Origin of the sequence: Microbacterium sp. BWR-S6Y (genome assembly GCF_041379845.1) — a bacterium.
GTDB classification, from domain to species: Bacteria; Actinomycetota; Actinomycetes; order Actinomycetales; family Microbacteriaceae; genus Microbacterium; species Microbacterium hydrothermale.
Genome location: NZ_JBFECV010000003.1, coordinates 1 through 13,691 on the forward strand (window position 1 = coordinate 1; position 13,691 = coordinate 13,691).

The window sequence follows — 13,691 nt, forward strand, 5'->3', positions numbered from 1 at the left end:
GGGACATGAGGGCCTCCTGGTTCGTGAAGCGGTTGAACTCAACAGCTCCACTTCACAACCGGAGGCCCTCGCTTTTTAGCTCCTCATAGCCGTGTCGCCGAAACAACGTCCCTGGACATCACAGCTAGGCCGTCGTCGCCGCGCTCGTGGCGTGCATGGTGGGCCTGAACAGCGCCCTTAGCCCGCCCGTCGTCTCTCCGCGCCATGCCGCCACCGTGCTGCGGTCTCAGCGCCCCTCCTTGTCGGGGAGTGGACCGACGCCGGTGTCGGACCACGCGCGAAGGGCTGACGTACGAGCAACTCACCGAGGTCTCCGGTCTGAGCAGACGAGGCATCATCGCTTTGGAGACAGGCAAACGCGGCGGGACCGTTGCCACCTGGTACAAGGTTACTTCGGCTGCCTGCGCGAGTTCGGCGCGGCCCCCGCCTGCCTACGTGTCATGAGATCACTGCACGTTATTGTCAACCTATGTCGTCGACAACCATCGAGGCCCACCAGGCAAGGCTCGCGGACCTGTCTGACCACGTTTCGGACACGGCCATCGCTGCGATGGTCTATGGGAGCTACGCCAGAGGCACTGATGATGAAGGCTCCGACATCGACATCCTTGAGTTGGTGGCCGACAGTCCATCGCCGCGTTCCTCTGGTCGCATCAATGTGACGCAATACACACCCGCTCACCTGGCTCAGATGTCGCAACGAGGCAGCCTGTTTGTGATGCATTTAATTGCGGACGGGAAAGTGCTGCACGATCCCCACGGCACCCTGGAGCGGACGCTTTCGCAGTATGCAAAGCCGGTTTCGTTCGCACCAATCTGGGAACAACTGTCTGCTGCGGCGGGAATTGTGAACCCGAGATCACCTGACGCATCCGAACATTCTCACGGGTTGGGTCGCCTGGGGATGTATGTGCTTCGCACTGCCGCCTATCTTCACGCTATTGAACAAGGAAATCCCTGCTTCGATGTGGACGCTGCGGCAAAGCGTCTGGGGGTGCGTGGCCTGTCGGAGGTTCTGAGATGGCGGCGTTCAAAGGACTTTACGCTAGATCAACTATCGGCAATAGCTGAAGTTCTACCTCGGGTGCTCCCACTCCCGGTCGTAAACGAAGATCGATCCGTCCTCAGCTTCGCCGTTGCGCACAGCACCTCGCAGGACATGGCGGCCCTCTTCATGACAGTCCTTGGCGACGGCCAAATCGAGTACAGCGCGCTGACGGTGCCGCCATTCTGACCTCGCAGATAGCCGTGGTGGGGGACATTCACGGCGAAATCGCGCCTCTTCGTCGCGCGCTGACCTGGTTACGAGGCTGGCGTGGTCGATTGATATTTGTGGGCGATTACGTGAACCGTGGGTTGTTCTCACGGGAGGTCATCGAAGACTTGATCGAATTCAAATCAGAATTCGGCAATCGAGCGACCTTCTTGCGAGGCAATCACGACCTTGCTTTGCTCGACTTTCTTAATGGCGATGATCCGTCGAGGTTCTTTGCGCACGGTGGGCTTGTCACCCTTCATAGCTATCTCGGAGACGCCGTGGCGGATAACCCTTTGACAGCATTTCGGTCGCAATTTCCACCCACTCATTATAAATTCTTGGACTTGCTCGAGGACTTCTGGGAGGGTTCCGATGTCTTCGTGTCGCACTCAGGCCTCAACCCGTCTTCGCCTCAGAGCAGGGAAGTCGCGGATGTGGTATGCGGCAGTCACGCATCGCTCTTCGACCCCGGGACAGCTCTTCCAAAAGTTGTGATTGCAGGTCACTATGCGCAACGAACGCGGACGCCATTCGTTTCCTCTCAGTTCATCTGCGTCGATTCCGGCTGCGGGGCGATACCGGGCGCTCCCTTGTCGATGGTCCTATATCCAAATAGAGAAGTAATTACTTTCGGGAGCTAATGTATGGATGCGCAGCAAGCAACGCAGAATCTCAGCCGCGCCCTCGCGCGCGGTGAGCGAGTGGTGTGCATACACTATTCCTGCGAAAGTTTTCACAACGTTCAAGATAGGCCATTGGCCGTTACAGCCATCGCAATTACTGAGCTTACGGACTCGGGTGATGGATCACGGTCTGAGGTTTTCTCCGTGGCAAATGCGCTAAGTGACGACGATTCCGTCGCGCGTGAAAAAGACTTGCTAGCCCGGTTCTACGAATACACCACGCTTCACCCTGACACGCATTGGGTGCACTGGAATATGAACAAGCCGTCCTACGGCCTGCCCGCCATCGCTGCTCGTTATCGCTACTTGTTCGGCGTGGATGCCCCGGCAGCTATCAAAGAGGACCGCCTCTACGACCTCGATTTTATGATTGAGTCCACCTATGGTTCGGAATACGCCCGTCATCCCAAGATGAGGAGCCTCTTCACGCTCAACGGCTTCTACATGCCATTCTTCAAGACAGGCCCAGAGGAAGTGGCGGCTCTGGCAAACGGAGATTACAAGGCCTGTGAGAACTCGACGGCAGAGAAGGCATCACTAATCGCAAGGACTTTGGCCGCCTTTATTAATGGCAGCTTGCAAACCGCAAACTCGGTTGGCCGCATGGAATTTGCAGGTACGAAGCTAGACGCCGTCGCGGTGGTGCAAGTCCTCGGCGAACGAATGCTTCTCGTAGAACGAGAGTTGTCGCATCGGTACGGAAACCGCCCTACCATCAGAATCACCGATGAGTTCGATAGTCAAGACCTCTTCCGCTCGATGTTGCGCATTTTCTTCGAGAACGTGCAACCAGAGACGCATACACCCGAGAACTCTGGCGCGTCTGCACGAATCGATTTTTTGCTGCCGGATTTTGAGCTCGCGGTGGAACTGAAATTCGTACGCCCGTCCCTTACCGACAAGATCCTGGGTGAAGAGTTGATAGTGGATCGGCAGCGCTACTCCAGCATGGGCAATATCCGCCATCTGGTATGCCTTGTGTTCGACCACAAGGGTCTGTTGCGGAACCCGAGGGGGCTTGAGAACGACCTAAGCCATGAAGCGAGCCTCGAGAACTTCGCCGTCACAGTGCGTATTTTCGACAGATAGCTCACACCGGTCACCTCAGCACTACGGCCACGGCATAGGCGCTGCTGCGCTCCAGTCGCGTGCGAGCGCGGTCGTAACGCCGGGTCGTGCGGGGGTCGGCGTGGCCCATGCTGTCCTGAAGGTCGCCGAGGGGCACCCCTGCGTCGAGGGCGAGCGTGGCGTGCGTGTGGCGCAGGCAGTGCGGCGAGACTCGCCCTTCGATGCCCGCGGCACGTGCGAGGCGCTGCACCGTGCGGAACGCCTCGGATGCGGCCCAGCGCTTGCCGGTGGCCGTGGTGAAGATCGGGGCGTCCCTCTGCGCGGAGGCGTTTCTTACCTCGTTTCCGGGGCGGTGGGGTCGCCGAGATAGGCGCGAAAGGCATCAACGACGGCGGCGCGCAAGGCAATCTTGGCGTGCTTGCAACCTTTGCGGGTGACGACGAGCACGCGGTGCCCGGTGTCGTGCTGGAGGTCGGCGAGGGTGGCGACCAGGGCCTCGGAGATGCGTACGCCGGTGTACACGAGCAGTGTCGCCAGCGCACGAGAACGGAGGCCATCCCGCGCGGTGGCGTCGAGGAAGGCGACGGCCTCGGCCTTGATGAGTCCGCGGGTCGCGCTGTTATCGGCGTCTACTCGGGGGCGGGCGACGTGGCGTGCTCGGTGGGCCCGGGCAACGTCGCACTGTCTGCAAGCGGTAGCTGGTCGGCCATCTCTTCGACCCGCGTTCCGACCGTGGCTCTGTCGTACTGTCCCTGCTGATCAGGGAGCGGGCTGACGCCGCTGTCGGACCAGGCTCGGAAAGGGCGTCATGGGATGCCCAGCTAGCGGGCGGTGGCACGGACGGAGAAAGTTGGCATGCTCACAGGGTCATCGGACACGTCGCCGGTCCGCGAACTTCACCCGCGGGCGGCGGCTAATTCACCAACAGGCTCCCGCGTCGCGACGAGCAGATACGGTGACCGAGGATAAAGGCTCGCGGGGGGACGATGTTGGACAGGCAGTTGCAGACCGACAAGGTGTACAGCGGAGTTGTGACGAGCTTGGGCGATGACGCACAGCAGGCAGTCGGGACCCTGACGTTCAAAGAGGACCAGGGCCTGCTTCTAGAGGTGCCGTACGCTTTCTCCACCGCTCATGACCGCGAGCAGTTCCGTGCCGCTGCGGTTTGGTTTGAGCACCGTGAGATGCCGGAGGCCGTCCTGTTTCGCGGCGAGGACATCAACGTGACGCTGTACGAATGCAGGTTCGCTTCACGCAGTCGCGTTTACGGGCGGGGCGTTGCAGTTGGTCGAATGGTTGCTAAGTACGCCGTCCTGTTCAATCGGTCGCTGTCGAAACCGTTCGAGGTTCAGACCGTGCGTTCGCAGATGGACGGGCTCAGGCGGTGGACGGACTACAGCGGAACCCTCGTCGAGCATGAGTTGGACGACAACAACTTGGTGCAGTCGATGAGCATCACGGTGAGGGGCACGACTGACCTCACGTGGAGCCACGCGGGCGCGACGATGACGCTTGGCACCTACTGGGAGGGTCGCGACAGAGATAAGGGCCCAGGGGTCCATGAGTGGGTTACGGTCTCCAGCACATTTGAGGACGGAGCACTACCTGACCGGCACATCGCCGCGCAGGAGGTGCTGCGGGATCTGATGATCCTGTCCTTCGGGACGCCCATAAGGTTTCGGCGGCACGCGGCCTCCGACCCGTCCATGCCATCCGACGTTCGGCGGACGCAGGTTACGGCTCCGCCATTTCGCGATCTCATCGTGCGCGAAACAGAGGACGATTTCTTCCTACCTGTCGTCCCGACCGCACGACAGCCCATTCTCTGGGCGCGCGACATCTCCGCGGAGTCGCTGGAGGCGTGGTCGCTGCTCCGCGCCGAGTGGTCTCGTGCCATCGATCCGCTCATCCTGCTGCTCAACCGTGACATCTTCGCGGTGGAGGACATCATCCTTCAAGCGAACATCAGCTTGGAGGCGGCGGGCCACCTGTTGCCACCCGTCAAAGGGGAAGAGGCAACCTGTAGAGGTAAATCGCCAACGACGGCGACAAGGGTGCTGAGGGCCCTGAGAGAGCTCACAGTGCCCTGGGACCTGTTGAAGGTTCCGGAGATCGGGGTCGCTCGCCTGATCGCGAACACGTACAACTCGATCAAGCATTTCGACAAGATGAGACCCACCGATAAAGACCACCTTCGACTTGCAGCGAATGTCTCTCAGTTGTCGGCTCGACTCGTCGTTGTCGCGCAACTTCCGGAGTCGGCGGGCTTCATCGAGAGATTCTGCGCCCGAGACCTCGCTCGGGTGCTGAACCAATTTCTGGAGTCGGGCTTCTTGATCACGGAGGACGGCACTTTGGTGCCCCGTCCCCTCGTTCGTAGGGATGGTGACTGACTCTAGGCCCCCAGAAACCCACACGGGGCGATCTGAGGGCCTGGGACGGGCTCCGTGAGCTAGAGGGCCTCGGCGGTCTCGCTCGTCAGGACGGCACGCACGGTGCTGGCGTGCCACTTGCCACCCCGCGCAGTCGGCACGGCCTCATCGTTGAGCGTGCGGGCAATAGCGTTCATCGACAGGTCGTCGCCGCTCGTCGCGATGACGCGCCACCCAGGGGGCGGGCGGCGGCGCGGGTCGAGAGTGATGCGGGCCGGGACTGTCTACAACCCATCGGCTACTCCAGACGCGGATTTTCCGCCTGACTGTGACCATCGGGCACGTCCTGGAAGTGAGCATCAAGGCTCGTCGCGCCGGAAAGATAGATCTCGACCTCGTCGATGCTCATCGAGAATTCAGCAAGACGCGCTCTTCCCAGCGCAGGGGTCTCTAGATCGGCGGGGATCAAACCGTAGCGGCCCGCCACGGAATCCCGCGCGCTCGGCCTGCGGAGGAGCAGCCCCTGGCGGGCAGCCATGTCTAGAAGTCGGATCTCTCGGTCGGTCAAGGGGCTCATAAGTCAGCTTGCTCCTTCGTCATGCGGTCCGCCTCGGGGCCGCTCATGCACGTGATACGCCGAAGGTGCCGCTGATGTAATCGCTCAATTCAAGATGGTTGCTGGACCGACGCAGCCTGGTTTGTCTAGATCGGACGAGAACGGCGCTCACATGGCAACTCGACGCTCCCGAACCACGCTGGTAGCTATCACCCGCGGACCAGCACGGACAGTCCGCTCACGACAATCAGACCGCCCATGACTGTGGCCACAACCGATGTCGTAAACCCGCGTCCGGTCCGCCGTGCGCGCACGATGCCGATCACGCCGAGAATTATCGCCGTAACCGTGCTGAGCACAAGCAAGAACGCGACGGCGGGGACCGCATTCGACGACACGAAGCCAAGGAACCACGCGAACGACGCGGCCACGACGGCAATTATCGCCAGGACGGGAAGTGGCACGCGGACAGAGCCCTGCTGCGTCCCCGAACTGGTGTGGGCGGTCCATACGGTGCCATCCCAATAGCGAAGCTGCGCCCCACCCTGCGGATCAGGAAACCACCCAGCTTGTACCGCCCCCTGCACGCGTGCCTGATCTGATCCCGACATGACTCCTCCTCGCCTGGTGCACAGGTGTGCACTGTGTTCTCCCGCTGACTCTAGTGGCATAGATCATCGTGTCCGTGGCCGAGCCTGATGTATCACGTCTCGCACGTCGGCTGAAAGAACTTCGAGCCGACCGTGGTCTCACTTACGAGCAGTTGGCAGAGGCATCCGGTCTAAGCAGGAGGGGTGTGATCGCCCTGGAAACGGGCGAGCGCGGCGGCACCGTTGCCACCTGGTACAAGGTTTCTCACGCCCTCGGTGTCACGTCCGCTGAGTTCTTCGGCACGCTGGATTGAGCGGAAGTTCCCGCGGCCCTCAGCACGTGTCATCAAGTGGCAAGACTGCCGCGAGCGATCTCCAGACGACGGGCGGCGTGGCCCTAGCCTGCGACCTTTCGGACCATCTGGACCAGGTCCGCACGCATGGCCAGGAACGAAACGTCGTTCTGCCCCACACGGTTGGCGAAGTGTACGAAGCCATCCTTCACGTAGAAAGAGTCAGCGTCGACAGTCGTCACGTCGGGGAAAATGGAGTCGATCTCAAAGGTTGCCATTGCCCAAGACTAACGACCGCGGCGAATACGCTGTAGAGATGGGGGCTGAAGAGATGACCGCCGCTGAGGTTGCGCTGGAAGCAGCCCGTCTTGGACTCATCGGAACGATCACAGTTGGAGTTCTCGCAACGATGGGAACGCTCGCTGGCACACTCGTTGCTCCGTTCCTCATCAGGCGCTCAGAAGCAAAAGCAAAATTCGCTCAACAGCGCCACGATGATTTAGCTGAGGTGATTCCGCGGCTCATTTCGAAGGGCACAATGGGAGCCATCCCTGGCGCTAGCGTCGTTGCAATGGCTGAGTCATTAAAAGCTCATGCGCGCTTCGGTGTTCTACTCGGCCCGAAAGAGTGGCAGATGGCGGCTATCGCACGGGAGGCGCTGCTAGCTCATGACGCTGGACCTGCCGCCATGAAGGCGAGCGGCACCGCTACAGCGTTGATCCCGATGTGGGCGCGCGGCGAAATATCGTCTGCTCAGGCGGCAGCCATCTTCGAACGAGATACGGGTACGAAAATCACGCGCCCAACTCTTCCCGTGACGGAGTCGGACTCGAAGCGCCGCCGACTGCGAAAAGGCCCGACCTATTAGGCTCGTGATCCGCCTCATCTATCTTGCGACGGCTTCGCACATACTCTCGCTAGGGCTCTCAATTCATGGGTGCGAGGCTCATGAAGCTATGGTCGGCCCATGTCGGAAACAGTGTGGGTAGCTCTGCTCACCGGAGCATTCACCCTTACGTCTGGAATCGTCGGCGTCATTCTGACTCATCGCTACAGCCGTAGCCAGGCGGAGGCCGCTCGCCGCGAGGATCGGCGTCGTGACGCCCGCGCCCTGCTGGCGCAGTTCGTTGAGGCGGGCACGCAGTGGGCCGACGCCAACTGGAACATGGTCCCGTTCTTCCAAAAGAACGCGAAGGACCGGACGTTCTGGCTGGAGTGGCCCGACACCGATAGCGGCAAAACGATCCGTGAGCATTCACTGGCGATCACCCGCACCGGAGGCGAGCTACGCCTGATCGTGGGCGACGAGGAACTGCTCGCTCGGATCGCGGAGGCGACGGCCAAAATGTCCGAGAGCGAGCCCATGCTCGCCCTTATCGACGACGGCAAGCGCATCCAAGCGGGCAAGACACCGGGCGACGCCCTCGGCGACGCCTGGGCCCACTACCGGCAGGTGCGCGAGGCGTTCCAAGCCGTAGAGGGCCGCGCCGCCGATCTGCTGCGCGGCGCGCTCTAGTCCATAGATAAGCTCACCGGATGTTGCCGATTCCAATCTTCGACACACCCGGGCCGGATGTGGCTTCGAACTGGGGCTCTTTCGTGCCAGACCTGATCGTCGGCGTCTTCACGGGCCTCACGGTCGGTTTGATCCTCGCGTGGACGCAGGCCCGCGCGGCAACGAAAAAGGAACGCCGGGAGATCGAGTTGCGGTGGGAAGCCCTGCGCCCTCGGGTGGGCGCGGAGCTTCTGGACCCGTGGGACCGGCGCGTCATCATGGATTCGCTGGATGAATTCGCTCACCGGAATGACGGCCTTCTCAAATTGGTAGAAGACATTCCTCTCGCGAGTTGGGCCGATGTTTTGGAGAGCGATGAGTTGCGAAGTCTCCATGAGTTCTCGAAGGCTGCCACCGAGCTCCGTGGTGCTTCGCGCAAGTTTGACGCGTTTCTGCAACATTCCATTTCCCAGCAACTGGTCGAGGACTCCTACACTGCTAGCGTCGCAGACTGGCACAAGGCGCACGACGACGCCGCACTCGTGCAACCGTTCGCAATGCGTGCGCTCTTCGCTCACCCGTCTTTTCCGTGGAGCCCTGACCAGTTCCACGACATTCGTTCAAGTAGTCCGATTGTTTCGAGAATCGTCGCTCGTCCACCTGTGACGTACGACGACGTTCTCGCCATGGTGCTGCGGGCAGAACAGCATTACATCGAGTGCACCTCGATAGTTGACGCCGTAATGACTCGCTACTGGTACGACTGATCTCGGCGTGCCGCGACGGCGAGACTCGTCCCGTTATGCCAACGCAGAGGCGACGGCGTAGGCGCTGCTGCGCTCTAGGCGACGGCGGGATCGGTCGTAACGGCGGGTCGTTCGCGGGTCGGCGTGATCCATGGAGTCTTGGAGATCGTGAAGGGCTACGCCGTTCGCTAGGGCCAGGGTCGCGTGCGTGTGGCGGAGTGAGTGCGGCGAGATGCTGGCGGCGATGCCCGCACGACGGGCGAGGCGTTGCACGGTGCGGAACGCTTCCGACGCGGCCCACCCCCTGCCGGTTCGGGTCGTAAAGATCGGAGGGTTGTCGGTGGGTGAGGCAGTGCTGGCCAACTCGGTGCCCTCAGCCGTCGACTGCCCCAGGTAGGTCGAAAGGGAGTGGACGACCGGCGCAGGTACGACGAGCTTAGAGATTCTCCCGCCCTTGCGGTGAACGACGAGCACGCGGTGGCCCGCGTCGTGCTGGAGATCGTCCACACGCGCGTTCAGGACCTCGGCCAAACGTGCCCCCGTCACAAGCAGGAGTGAGACGAGGGCCACAGAGCGGGGACCATCCTCGTGTGCGGCTGCGATGAGCGCACGAGCTTCCTGCTCGGTGAGGCCGTTTGTCGCGGAGTAGTCGGCGTTGATCTTCGGACGCTTCACGAGCGTCACGGGGTTCGTCCTGACGTAGCTGCCGCTCAACGCGTAGGTGTAGAACGACGACACGGCGGCGAGCTTGCGTGCGGTGGTCGACGCCGCGCCCGTCAGTGTCGTGCGCCACAGGTCGATGTGGCGACGCTCGGCCTGGAGGGCATCCACGTCGCCGGAGTCGAGGAAGGCGAACAACTCGTGCAGGTCGCGACGGTAAGCGCGCCGGGTGTTTTCGGAAGTGAGGGAGACGAGCCATTCACCCGCGAGAGATCCGTGCCGCTCGGCGTTGGTCGAGGCGTGGGTGGAGACGGCGGTCATACACACATGATAACTGACATTATCGTGTGTGTGTTGGCCTTTGAAAACGTCAGCCGTAGATGCCGTCGAGCACGCGCCTGGGCCCCGCCCCTGTGCTCGGATTGTCAGGGCGACGCACGAGCCCACCGAGGACACCGAAGATCGGCCCCTTGTTGCTGGACATGGCCATGGCGCGGCACTGCGAGTACAGCGGGCACCCAGCGCAGATCTTGATCAAGGGTTCGGGGGCGGCGGTCTCGGAGGTGAACCTGTCGTCGCCGAGGCACGACGGCAGGTTGTCGCGCATGGCCTCGCGCAGGTCGGCGTAGGCCCTGGTGGCGCGGTGCATCAGTCGTCCTCGGCGAACATGCGCACGAAGCGTTCACGCTCGCGGGGGTCGGTGATCTTCTCGTCGCGGATGTCGCCGTTCACCACGGTGAGCCTGCGCACGCCCGTGGTCTCCAGGACGACGGTCTCGCGCTCGTACACCCTCACCTCGGCCAAGCCATCGAGCATGACGGTGTGCTCGGTGTGGCCCACGGAGACGATTCTGACGCCCCTCACCGCGGGTTCTCCTGGAACTGCTTGCCGACGAAGTCGTCGATGATCTGCTGGGGGAGGTTGGCCATTTCCCACAGTCGGCCCTCGCGCTCCGCGAGGACGTGGAGCGTGTAGTTCGGCTCCAGGACGAAGACGATCCACCCGCCAAGGCGAGACTTGCTCGCGCTGACCTGCCAGCCCATCGGGATACGAACCTTGAACCGACCGGCACGCACGGTGGCGCACGGGGTAGCAGGGTCCACCTTGAACGGCGGCACAAGGGTCACGCTCGCCTCCTCAGCTGCCGCGAGGTACGCGGTGGCATCGGGCCAAGGTTGCCGAGATCCACGGACATGTCGCCGCTGGGGGCCTGCTGGCGGGCCTGGGGGACCTGCTGGGGAGCACGGCTGTACCCGGGCTTGTTGACGCCCGACGTTCTGAACGGATGGATGACGGATGCTGCGTGGCGCGGCATGGGTGTATCTCTTTCGTGCTGAGGGGGTCCTCGGGGCCCGCCACCCTAATGGGCGGATCTTGTGCGGGCCCCGAGGTGGCCCACCTCGCCGTGACGATGACGGCGACGATGGCGAGGTGGGCCGGGGGTGGCCGTCAGCGGGACATCACTTCCGCAGTCGGGCCGGGGTGCTCGAATGAAACGGAGAAGGGTGTCCCATCGAGCAAGCCGCAGTGCTCCCGTGCCTACAAGGGCACTGCGGTCGTCTGTTGAGTTTTCGATCTAGGGGGCGGCGTCAATGTTGGCCCGTGCGGTGTGCACGAGCGTGAGGAAGTCGCTCAACCTCGTGATCAGGTAGGCGTCGGAGATTGGCTTGTCGCCGCGCCACTGCAACACCGCGCCCACGGGCGAGCCCGACAGGTTCGCGATGCCCACAGCGGAGTCGAGATCGTCGCTGAGCCTGAGGGTGCGCCGACTCGTCACGGAGACCGCGACGCCCGCCACGTCGAGGTCGGGGTGGATCTCGTCGCTGATGTCCATCAAGCGCGTGGGGCGCGGGTAGCTCGTGACAGGCAGACCCTCCCCGGCGATGTATTCGCGCGCCAGATCCACCACAGCGCGGTGCGTGCGGTGATTGCGGTTCCCGGGGGCGACCATCAGTCGCGCCCCGGCCCGTAGAGGCGATGGATCTCCTGGAACGCGGCCTTCTGCTCCTGCTCGTCCACGATGCGCCACGCGCGCTGTCGTGCGGCCTCTCGTGCCTCTTTCCAGTCGGCGTCGCCGACGATCCAAGGCTGCATGTCGGCTGGGGCCTCACCGGGGGCCAAGTACAACTTTCCCCAGCGGGCGTACTGCGCGTCTGGGTCGTGCACGAGCACGGACCACGACGGCTTCCCATTGCGGTCCAGGTCGGCCTCCAGCATCCCGGCAGTCACGACGAAGCTGTCGCCGCGCTTCAGCATCAGGGCAGGGTCGCCACCCCACAGCGAAGCGCTGCGGTGGATCTGGAGGCCCGTGTTCACGGCGTGCACCACGTCGCCCACCTCCACCCGCTTGGCGGTCGTCTGGGTGACGGGCTGCGCGGCCTGTAGGGCTGCGGCGCGCTCACGAGCAAGTCGAAGGCGCTGGACGCCGATGGGCTCCTGCTTGGCCGGGTCGGTGGTCGTCTCGGGCTTGGTCGTCTCGGTGCTCATGCGGAGGCCTCCAGGGCGTCGGTGGTGTTGGTTCGCGATTCGGGAATCAGGGCGCGGATCTCGTCGGCGATCTCGGGTCGGTGCAGTGCTACGAGTTCGTTGGCCACGGCATCGACGGCCTGGTCGCCGCGACGGCCCACGCGGACAACGGCAAGGGCGACATCCTGAGTCCATGCGTTGCGTGCGATCTCGTACTCGCTGTCGGCCCCGCTGGTGGCCAGCACGCTGAGGGCGCGAAGCTCGCTGTCTCCAGCACGAAGGACGCCCTGACGGTCTCCGGCTTCAGCGGCCTCCAGGGCCGTCGTTCGTGCGCGCTGCGCGATCTCGGCGATGCGGGCGCTGACGGTGGTCCAATCCATCCCCTGGGCCCGGGCGATCTTCTCGTCTAGGTCGGCGCGGACGTGGCCAGCCTTGATGTGGTGCGTGATCGACTCGCGCCCAGGGGCCCCGTGCTGCTTGGCAATGCTGGAAATTGAGGTGCCCTGCGCAAGGGCGATCTCGACCTGCTCACGCTGCGGTGCAGGGAGAGCACACACGGCACAGGGGCGTCCTACGCGTCGTGCGGGCGCTGTGCTCGAGGTGGTCATGCAATGAATATCGACCGCACCTGGAGCGTTCTGCTCCGAGCGTGATTCTGGCGCTGAACCGCCACTGAGGGCACGTGCGTCACGCGCTAACGCATCGATGCCTCATAGGCTGCGGTCGTGGATGACAACGTATTCGCGCTCATCGTGGCCCCGCTCGCGGTCGGTCTCGTGCTGTTCCTCTTGGCCGAGGTGGTGCGCGCGTGGCTGTCCACGGTGGGGGAGCGGCGTAAGCGTCGGCGTCAGATTATCTCGCTGATGGCGCGCGCTGTCGCCCTGCAGGCGCGAGCCATCAATGATGGCCGCTTCGACCGCGCATACATCGAGGACTCCACCGATCCGGTCTCAGCCGTTCGCGAGAAGTACGACGATTTGACGGCCCAGGCACTGGATCTCTTCGAGCCCGGGGAAGATGTCGTCGCGTTCTGGGCGGCGGTCGAGTTCCATGCGGGCTGGGCCGACCCGCTGTACTACCTCCAGGAGAAGGGCACGCCACGCGCGGACCCCGGCCCAGGGGGCTACCTGCTGACGACGAACAACCTGGCGGGCGGCTGGAGCGCGGCGCGGCCCGAGCTGCTGGCCCAGTGGGCCCAGGTGCGCTGGCCATGGGACCGGGGCAATGCTCGCGGGCCTCGGTTTGCTGACGCGCACAGCGCGGGTGACCGGACACGCCATCACATCGTGATTCCCAATTCAGACGTGAACGCCGACATGCTGCGACCGTTCATCTGGTACATCCGCACACCCAAGACAAGCCCGTTCCGCACGCCCACCCCTGCGGAGACAAAGCGCTTGAACGCGGAATGGAAATCGCGGAACGAACAGTGGGCGAAAGAGCGGGAGCGGACCACGGGCAAGCGGCCCAAGTTCCCGCAGCGTACGCGCTAACGGTCCTGCGC

Annotated in this window: 21 protein-coding genes and 2 pseudogenes; 9 read left to right on the forward strand and 14 right to left on the reverse strand. The window is 63.1% G+C overall.

All coding sequences use genetic code 11. From position 1 onward, the window contains the following. Positions 1–469 precede the first annotated feature (469 nt). From AB1K56_RS06985 to AB1K56_RS06995, 3 genes are read left to right on the forward strand one after another with little or no spacing between them, the layout of a single operon-like run. The gene (locus AB1K56_RS06985) at positions 470–1,234 is read left to right on the forward strand and encodes a nucleotidyltransferase domain-containing protein (protein WP_371205067.1); all 765 of its coding nucleotides are present in this window, start codon (positions 470–472) and stop codon (positions 1,232–1,234) included. A 17-nt stretch (positions 1,235–1,251) separates the two neighbouring features. Continuing rightward, positions 1,252–1,899, forward strand: a complete 648-nt coding sequence (locus tag AB1K56_RS06990; RefSeq protein WP_371205068.1) for a metallophosphoesterase — start codon at positions 1,252–1,254, stop codon at positions 1,897–1,899. 3 nt (positions 1,900–1,902) lie between these two features. Continuing rightward, entirely contained in the window at positions 1,903–3,030 is a 1,128-nt protein-coding gene (locus AB1K56_RS06995; protein ID WP_371205069.1) for a hypothetical protein, read from the forward strand. A 10-nt stretch (positions 3,031–3,040) separates the two neighbouring features. Here the strand turns inward: AB1K56_RS06995 and AB1K56_RS07000 are convergent. Then, positions 3,041–3,322, reverse strand: a pseudogene (locus tag AB1K56_RS07000) (tyrosine-type recombinase/integrase); the annotation flags it as partial. A 20-nt stretch (positions 3,323–3,342) separates the two neighbouring features. Next, positions 3,343–3,609 (reverse strand): tyrosine-type recombinase/integrase, encoded by a 267-nt coding sequence (locus AB1K56_RS07005; RefSeq protein ID WP_371205432.1) that lies wholly within the window; start codon positions 3,607–3,609, stop codon positions 3,343–3,345. Between the two features lie 386 nt (positions 3,610–3,995). Here AB1K56_RS07005 and AB1K56_RS07010 point away from each other — a divergent pair, with 386 nt between their 5' ends. Next, complete coding sequence (locus AB1K56_RS07010; protein WP_371205070.1) at positions 3,996–5,402, forward strand: hypothetical protein; 1,407 nt, start codon at positions 3,996–3,998, stop codon at positions 5,400–5,402. A 59-nt stretch (positions 5,403–5,461) separates the two neighbouring features. Here AB1K56_RS07010 and AB1K56_RS07015 read toward each other — a convergent pair whose 3' ends face one another. The 4 genes and pseudogenes from AB1K56_RS07015 to AB1K56_RS07030 all read right to left on the reverse strand — a co-directional run. Then, positions 5,462–5,578 (reverse strand): recombinase family protein, encoded by a 117-nt coding sequence (locus tag AB1K56_RS07015; protein ID WP_371205071.1) that lies wholly within the window; start codon positions 5,576–5,578, stop codon positions 5,462–5,464. Positions 5,579–5,679: 101 nt separating this feature from the next. Continuing rightward, the gene (locus AB1K56_RS07020) at positions 5,680–5,919 is read right to left on the reverse strand and encodes a hypothetical protein (protein ID WP_371205072.1); all 240 of its coding nucleotides are present in this window, start codon (positions 5,917–5,919) and stop codon (positions 5,680–5,682) included. 227 nt (positions 5,920–6,146) lie between these two features. Then, positions 6,147–6,368 (reverse strand): hypothetical protein, encoded by a 222-nt coding sequence (locus AB1K56_RS07025; RefSeq protein ID WP_371205443.1) that lies wholly within the window; start codon positions 6,366–6,368, stop codon positions 6,147–6,149. 57 nt (positions 6,369–6,425) lie between these two features. Then, positions 6,426–6,608, reverse strand: a pseudogene (locus AB1K56_RS07030) (DUF2510 domain-containing protein); the annotation flags it as partial. 14 nt (positions 6,609–6,622) lie between these two features. On the opposite strand from AB1K56_RS07030, the gene AB1K56_RS07035 reads away from it, so the two are divergent. Further along, positions 6,623–6,841, forward strand: a complete 219-nt coding sequence (locus AB1K56_RS07035) for a helix-turn-helix transcriptional regulator (RefSeq protein ID WP_371205073.1) — start codon at positions 6,623–6,625, stop codon at positions 6,839–6,841. An 83-nt stretch (positions 6,842–6,924) separates the two neighbouring features. Here the strand turns inward: AB1K56_RS07035 and AB1K56_RS07040 are convergent, their stop codons facing one another. Continuing rightward, a complete protein-coding gene (locus tag AB1K56_RS07040; protein WP_371205074.1) occupies positions 6,925–7,098 on the reverse strand; it encodes a hypothetical protein in 174 nt (57 codons plus the stop codon). A 38-nt stretch (positions 7,099–7,136) separates the two neighbouring features. Here AB1K56_RS07040 and AB1K56_RS07045 point away from each other — a divergent pair, with 38 nt between their 5' ends. The 3 genes from AB1K56_RS07045 to AB1K56_RS07055 all read left to right on the forward strand — a co-directional run bounded on the left by AB1K56_RS07045 (position 7,137) and on the right by AB1K56_RS07055 (position 9,082). Beyond that, on the forward strand, positions 7,137–7,688 hold the full coding sequence (locus AB1K56_RS07045) for a hypothetical protein (RefSeq protein WP_371205075.1): 552 nt from the start codon (positions 7,137–7,139) through the stop codon (positions 7,686–7,688). Positions 7,689–7,787: 99 nt separating this feature from the next. Further along, entirely contained in the window at positions 7,788–8,336 is a 549-nt protein-coding gene (locus AB1K56_RS07050) for a hypothetical protein (RefSeq protein WP_371205076.1), read from the forward strand. Positions 8,337–8,356: 20 nt separating this feature from the next. Further along, entirely contained in the window at positions 8,357–9,082 is a 726-nt protein-coding gene (locus tag AB1K56_RS07055; protein WP_371205077.1) for a hypothetical protein, read from the forward strand. 33 nt (positions 9,083–9,115) lie between these two features. Here the strand turns inward: AB1K56_RS07055 and AB1K56_RS07060 are convergent, their stop codons facing one another. From AB1K56_RS07060 to AB1K56_RS07090, 7 genes are all read right to left on the reverse strand, one after another. Further along, positions 9,116–10,042, reverse strand: a complete 927-nt coding sequence (locus AB1K56_RS07060) for a tyrosine-type recombinase/integrase (protein WP_371205078.1) — start codon at positions 10,040–10,042, stop codon at positions 9,116–9,118. A gap of 49 nt (positions 10,043–10,091) precedes the next feature. Beyond that, the gene (locus tag AB1K56_RS07065; RefSeq protein WP_371205079.1) at positions 10,092–10,370 is read right to left on the reverse strand and encodes a WhiB family transcriptional regulator; all 279 of its coding nucleotides are present in this window, start codon (positions 10,368–10,370) and stop codon (positions 10,092–10,094) included. Next, positions 10,370–10,561: a hypothetical protein gene (locus AB1K56_RS07070; RefSeq protein WP_371205080.1), complete on the reverse strand. Its 192-nt coding sequence runs from the start codon at positions 10,559–10,561 to the stop codon at positions 10,370–10,372. The genes AB1K56_RS07065 and AB1K56_RS07070 overlap by 1 nt, the downstream gene beginning before the upstream one ends. A 20-nt stretch (positions 10,562–10,581) precedes the next feature. Next, the gene (locus AB1K56_RS07075; protein WP_371205081.1) at positions 10,582–10,764 is read right to left on the reverse strand and encodes a hypothetical protein; all 183 of its coding nucleotides are present in this window, start codon (positions 10,762–10,764) and stop codon (positions 10,582–10,584) included. Between the two features lie 533 nt (positions 10,765–11,297). Next, on the reverse strand, positions 11,298–11,672 hold the full coding sequence (locus tag AB1K56_RS07080; RefSeq protein ID WP_371205082.1) for a hypothetical protein: 375 nt from the start codon (positions 11,670–11,672) through the stop codon (positions 11,298–11,300). Then, positions 11,672–12,208 carry a hypothetical protein gene (locus AB1K56_RS07085; RefSeq protein WP_371205083.1) on the reverse strand — a complete coding sequence of 179 codons (537 nt, stop codon included), beginning with the start codon at positions 12,206–12,208 and terminating at the stop codon, positions 11,672–11,674. The genes AB1K56_RS07080 and AB1K56_RS07085 overlap by 1 nt, the downstream gene beginning before the upstream one ends. Then, the gene (locus tag AB1K56_RS07090; RefSeq protein ID WP_371205084.1) at positions 12,205–12,795 is read right to left on the reverse strand and encodes a hypothetical protein; all 591 of its coding nucleotides are present in this window, start codon (positions 12,793–12,795) and stop codon (positions 12,205–12,207) included. The genes AB1K56_RS07085 and AB1K56_RS07090 overlap by 4 nt, the downstream gene beginning before the upstream one ends. Positions 12,796–12,912: 117 nt before the next feature. Here AB1K56_RS07090 and AB1K56_RS07095 point away from each other — a divergent pair, with 117 nt between their 5' ends. Next, a complete protein-coding gene (locus AB1K56_RS07095; RefSeq protein WP_371205085.1) occupies positions 12,913–13,680 on the forward strand; it encodes a hypothetical protein in 768 nt (255 codons plus the stop codon). Positions 13,681–13,691: the final 11 nt, after the last annotated feature.

Coding starts and splice junctions, on each gene's coding strand:
- AB1K56_RS06985 (WP_371205067.1), top strand. CDS start 470: ATGTCGTCGACAACCATCGAGGCCCACCAGGCAAGGCTCGCGGACCTG.
- AB1K56_RS06995 (WP_371205069.1), top strand. CDS start 1,903: ATGGATGCGCAGCAAGCAACGCAGAATCTCAGCCGCGCCCTCGCGCGC.
- AB1K56_RS07010 (WP_371205070.1), top strand. CDS start 3,996: ATGTTGGACAGGCAGTTGCAGACCGACAAGGTGTACAGCGGAGTTGTG.
- AB1K56_RS07015 (WP_371205071.1), bottom strand. CDS start 5,578: ATGAACGCTATTGCCCGCACGCTCAACGATGAGGCCGTGCCGACTGCG.
- AB1K56_RS07020 (WP_371205072.1), bottom strand. CDS start 5,919: ATGGCTGCCCGCCAGGGGCTGCTCCTCCGCAGGCCGAGCGCGCGGGAT.
- AB1K56_RS07040 (WP_371205074.1), bottom strand. CDS start 7,098: ATGGCAACCTTTGAGATCGACTCCATTTTCCCCGACGTGACGACTGTC.
- AB1K56_RS07045 (WP_371205075.1), top strand. CDS start 7,137: ATGGGGGCTGAAGAGATGACCGCCGCTGAGGTTGCGCTGGAAGCAGCC.
- AB1K56_RS07050 (WP_371205076.1), top strand. CDS start 7,788: ATGTCGGAAACAGTGTGGGTAGCTCTGCTCACCGGAGCATTCACCCTT.
- AB1K56_RS07055 (WP_371205077.1), top strand. CDS start 8,357: ATGTTGCCGATTCCAATCTTCGACACACCCGGGCCGGATGTGGCTTCG.
- AB1K56_RS07060 (WP_371205078.1), bottom strand. CDS start 10,042: ATGACCGCCGTCTCCACCCACGCCTCGACCAACGCCGAGCGGCACGGA.
- AB1K56_RS07065 (WP_371205079.1), bottom strand. CDS start 10,370: ATGCACCGCGCCACCAGGGCCTACGCCGACCTGCGCGAGGCCATGCGC.
- AB1K56_RS07075 (WP_371205081.1), bottom strand. CDS start 10,764: ATGGGCTGGCAGGTCAGCGCGAGCAAGTCTCGCCTTGGCGGGTGGATC.
- AB1K56_RS07080 (WP_371205082.1), bottom strand. CDS start 11,672: ATGGTCGCCCCCGGGAACCGCAATCACCGCACGCACCGCGCTGTGGTG.
- AB1K56_RS07085 (WP_371205083.1), bottom strand. CDS start 12,208: ATGAGCACCGAGACGACCAAGCCCGAGACGACCACCGACCCGGCCAAG.
- AB1K56_RS07090 (WP_371205084.1), bottom strand. CDS start 12,795: ATGACCACCTCGAGCACAGCGCCCGCACGACGCGTAGGACGCCCCTGT.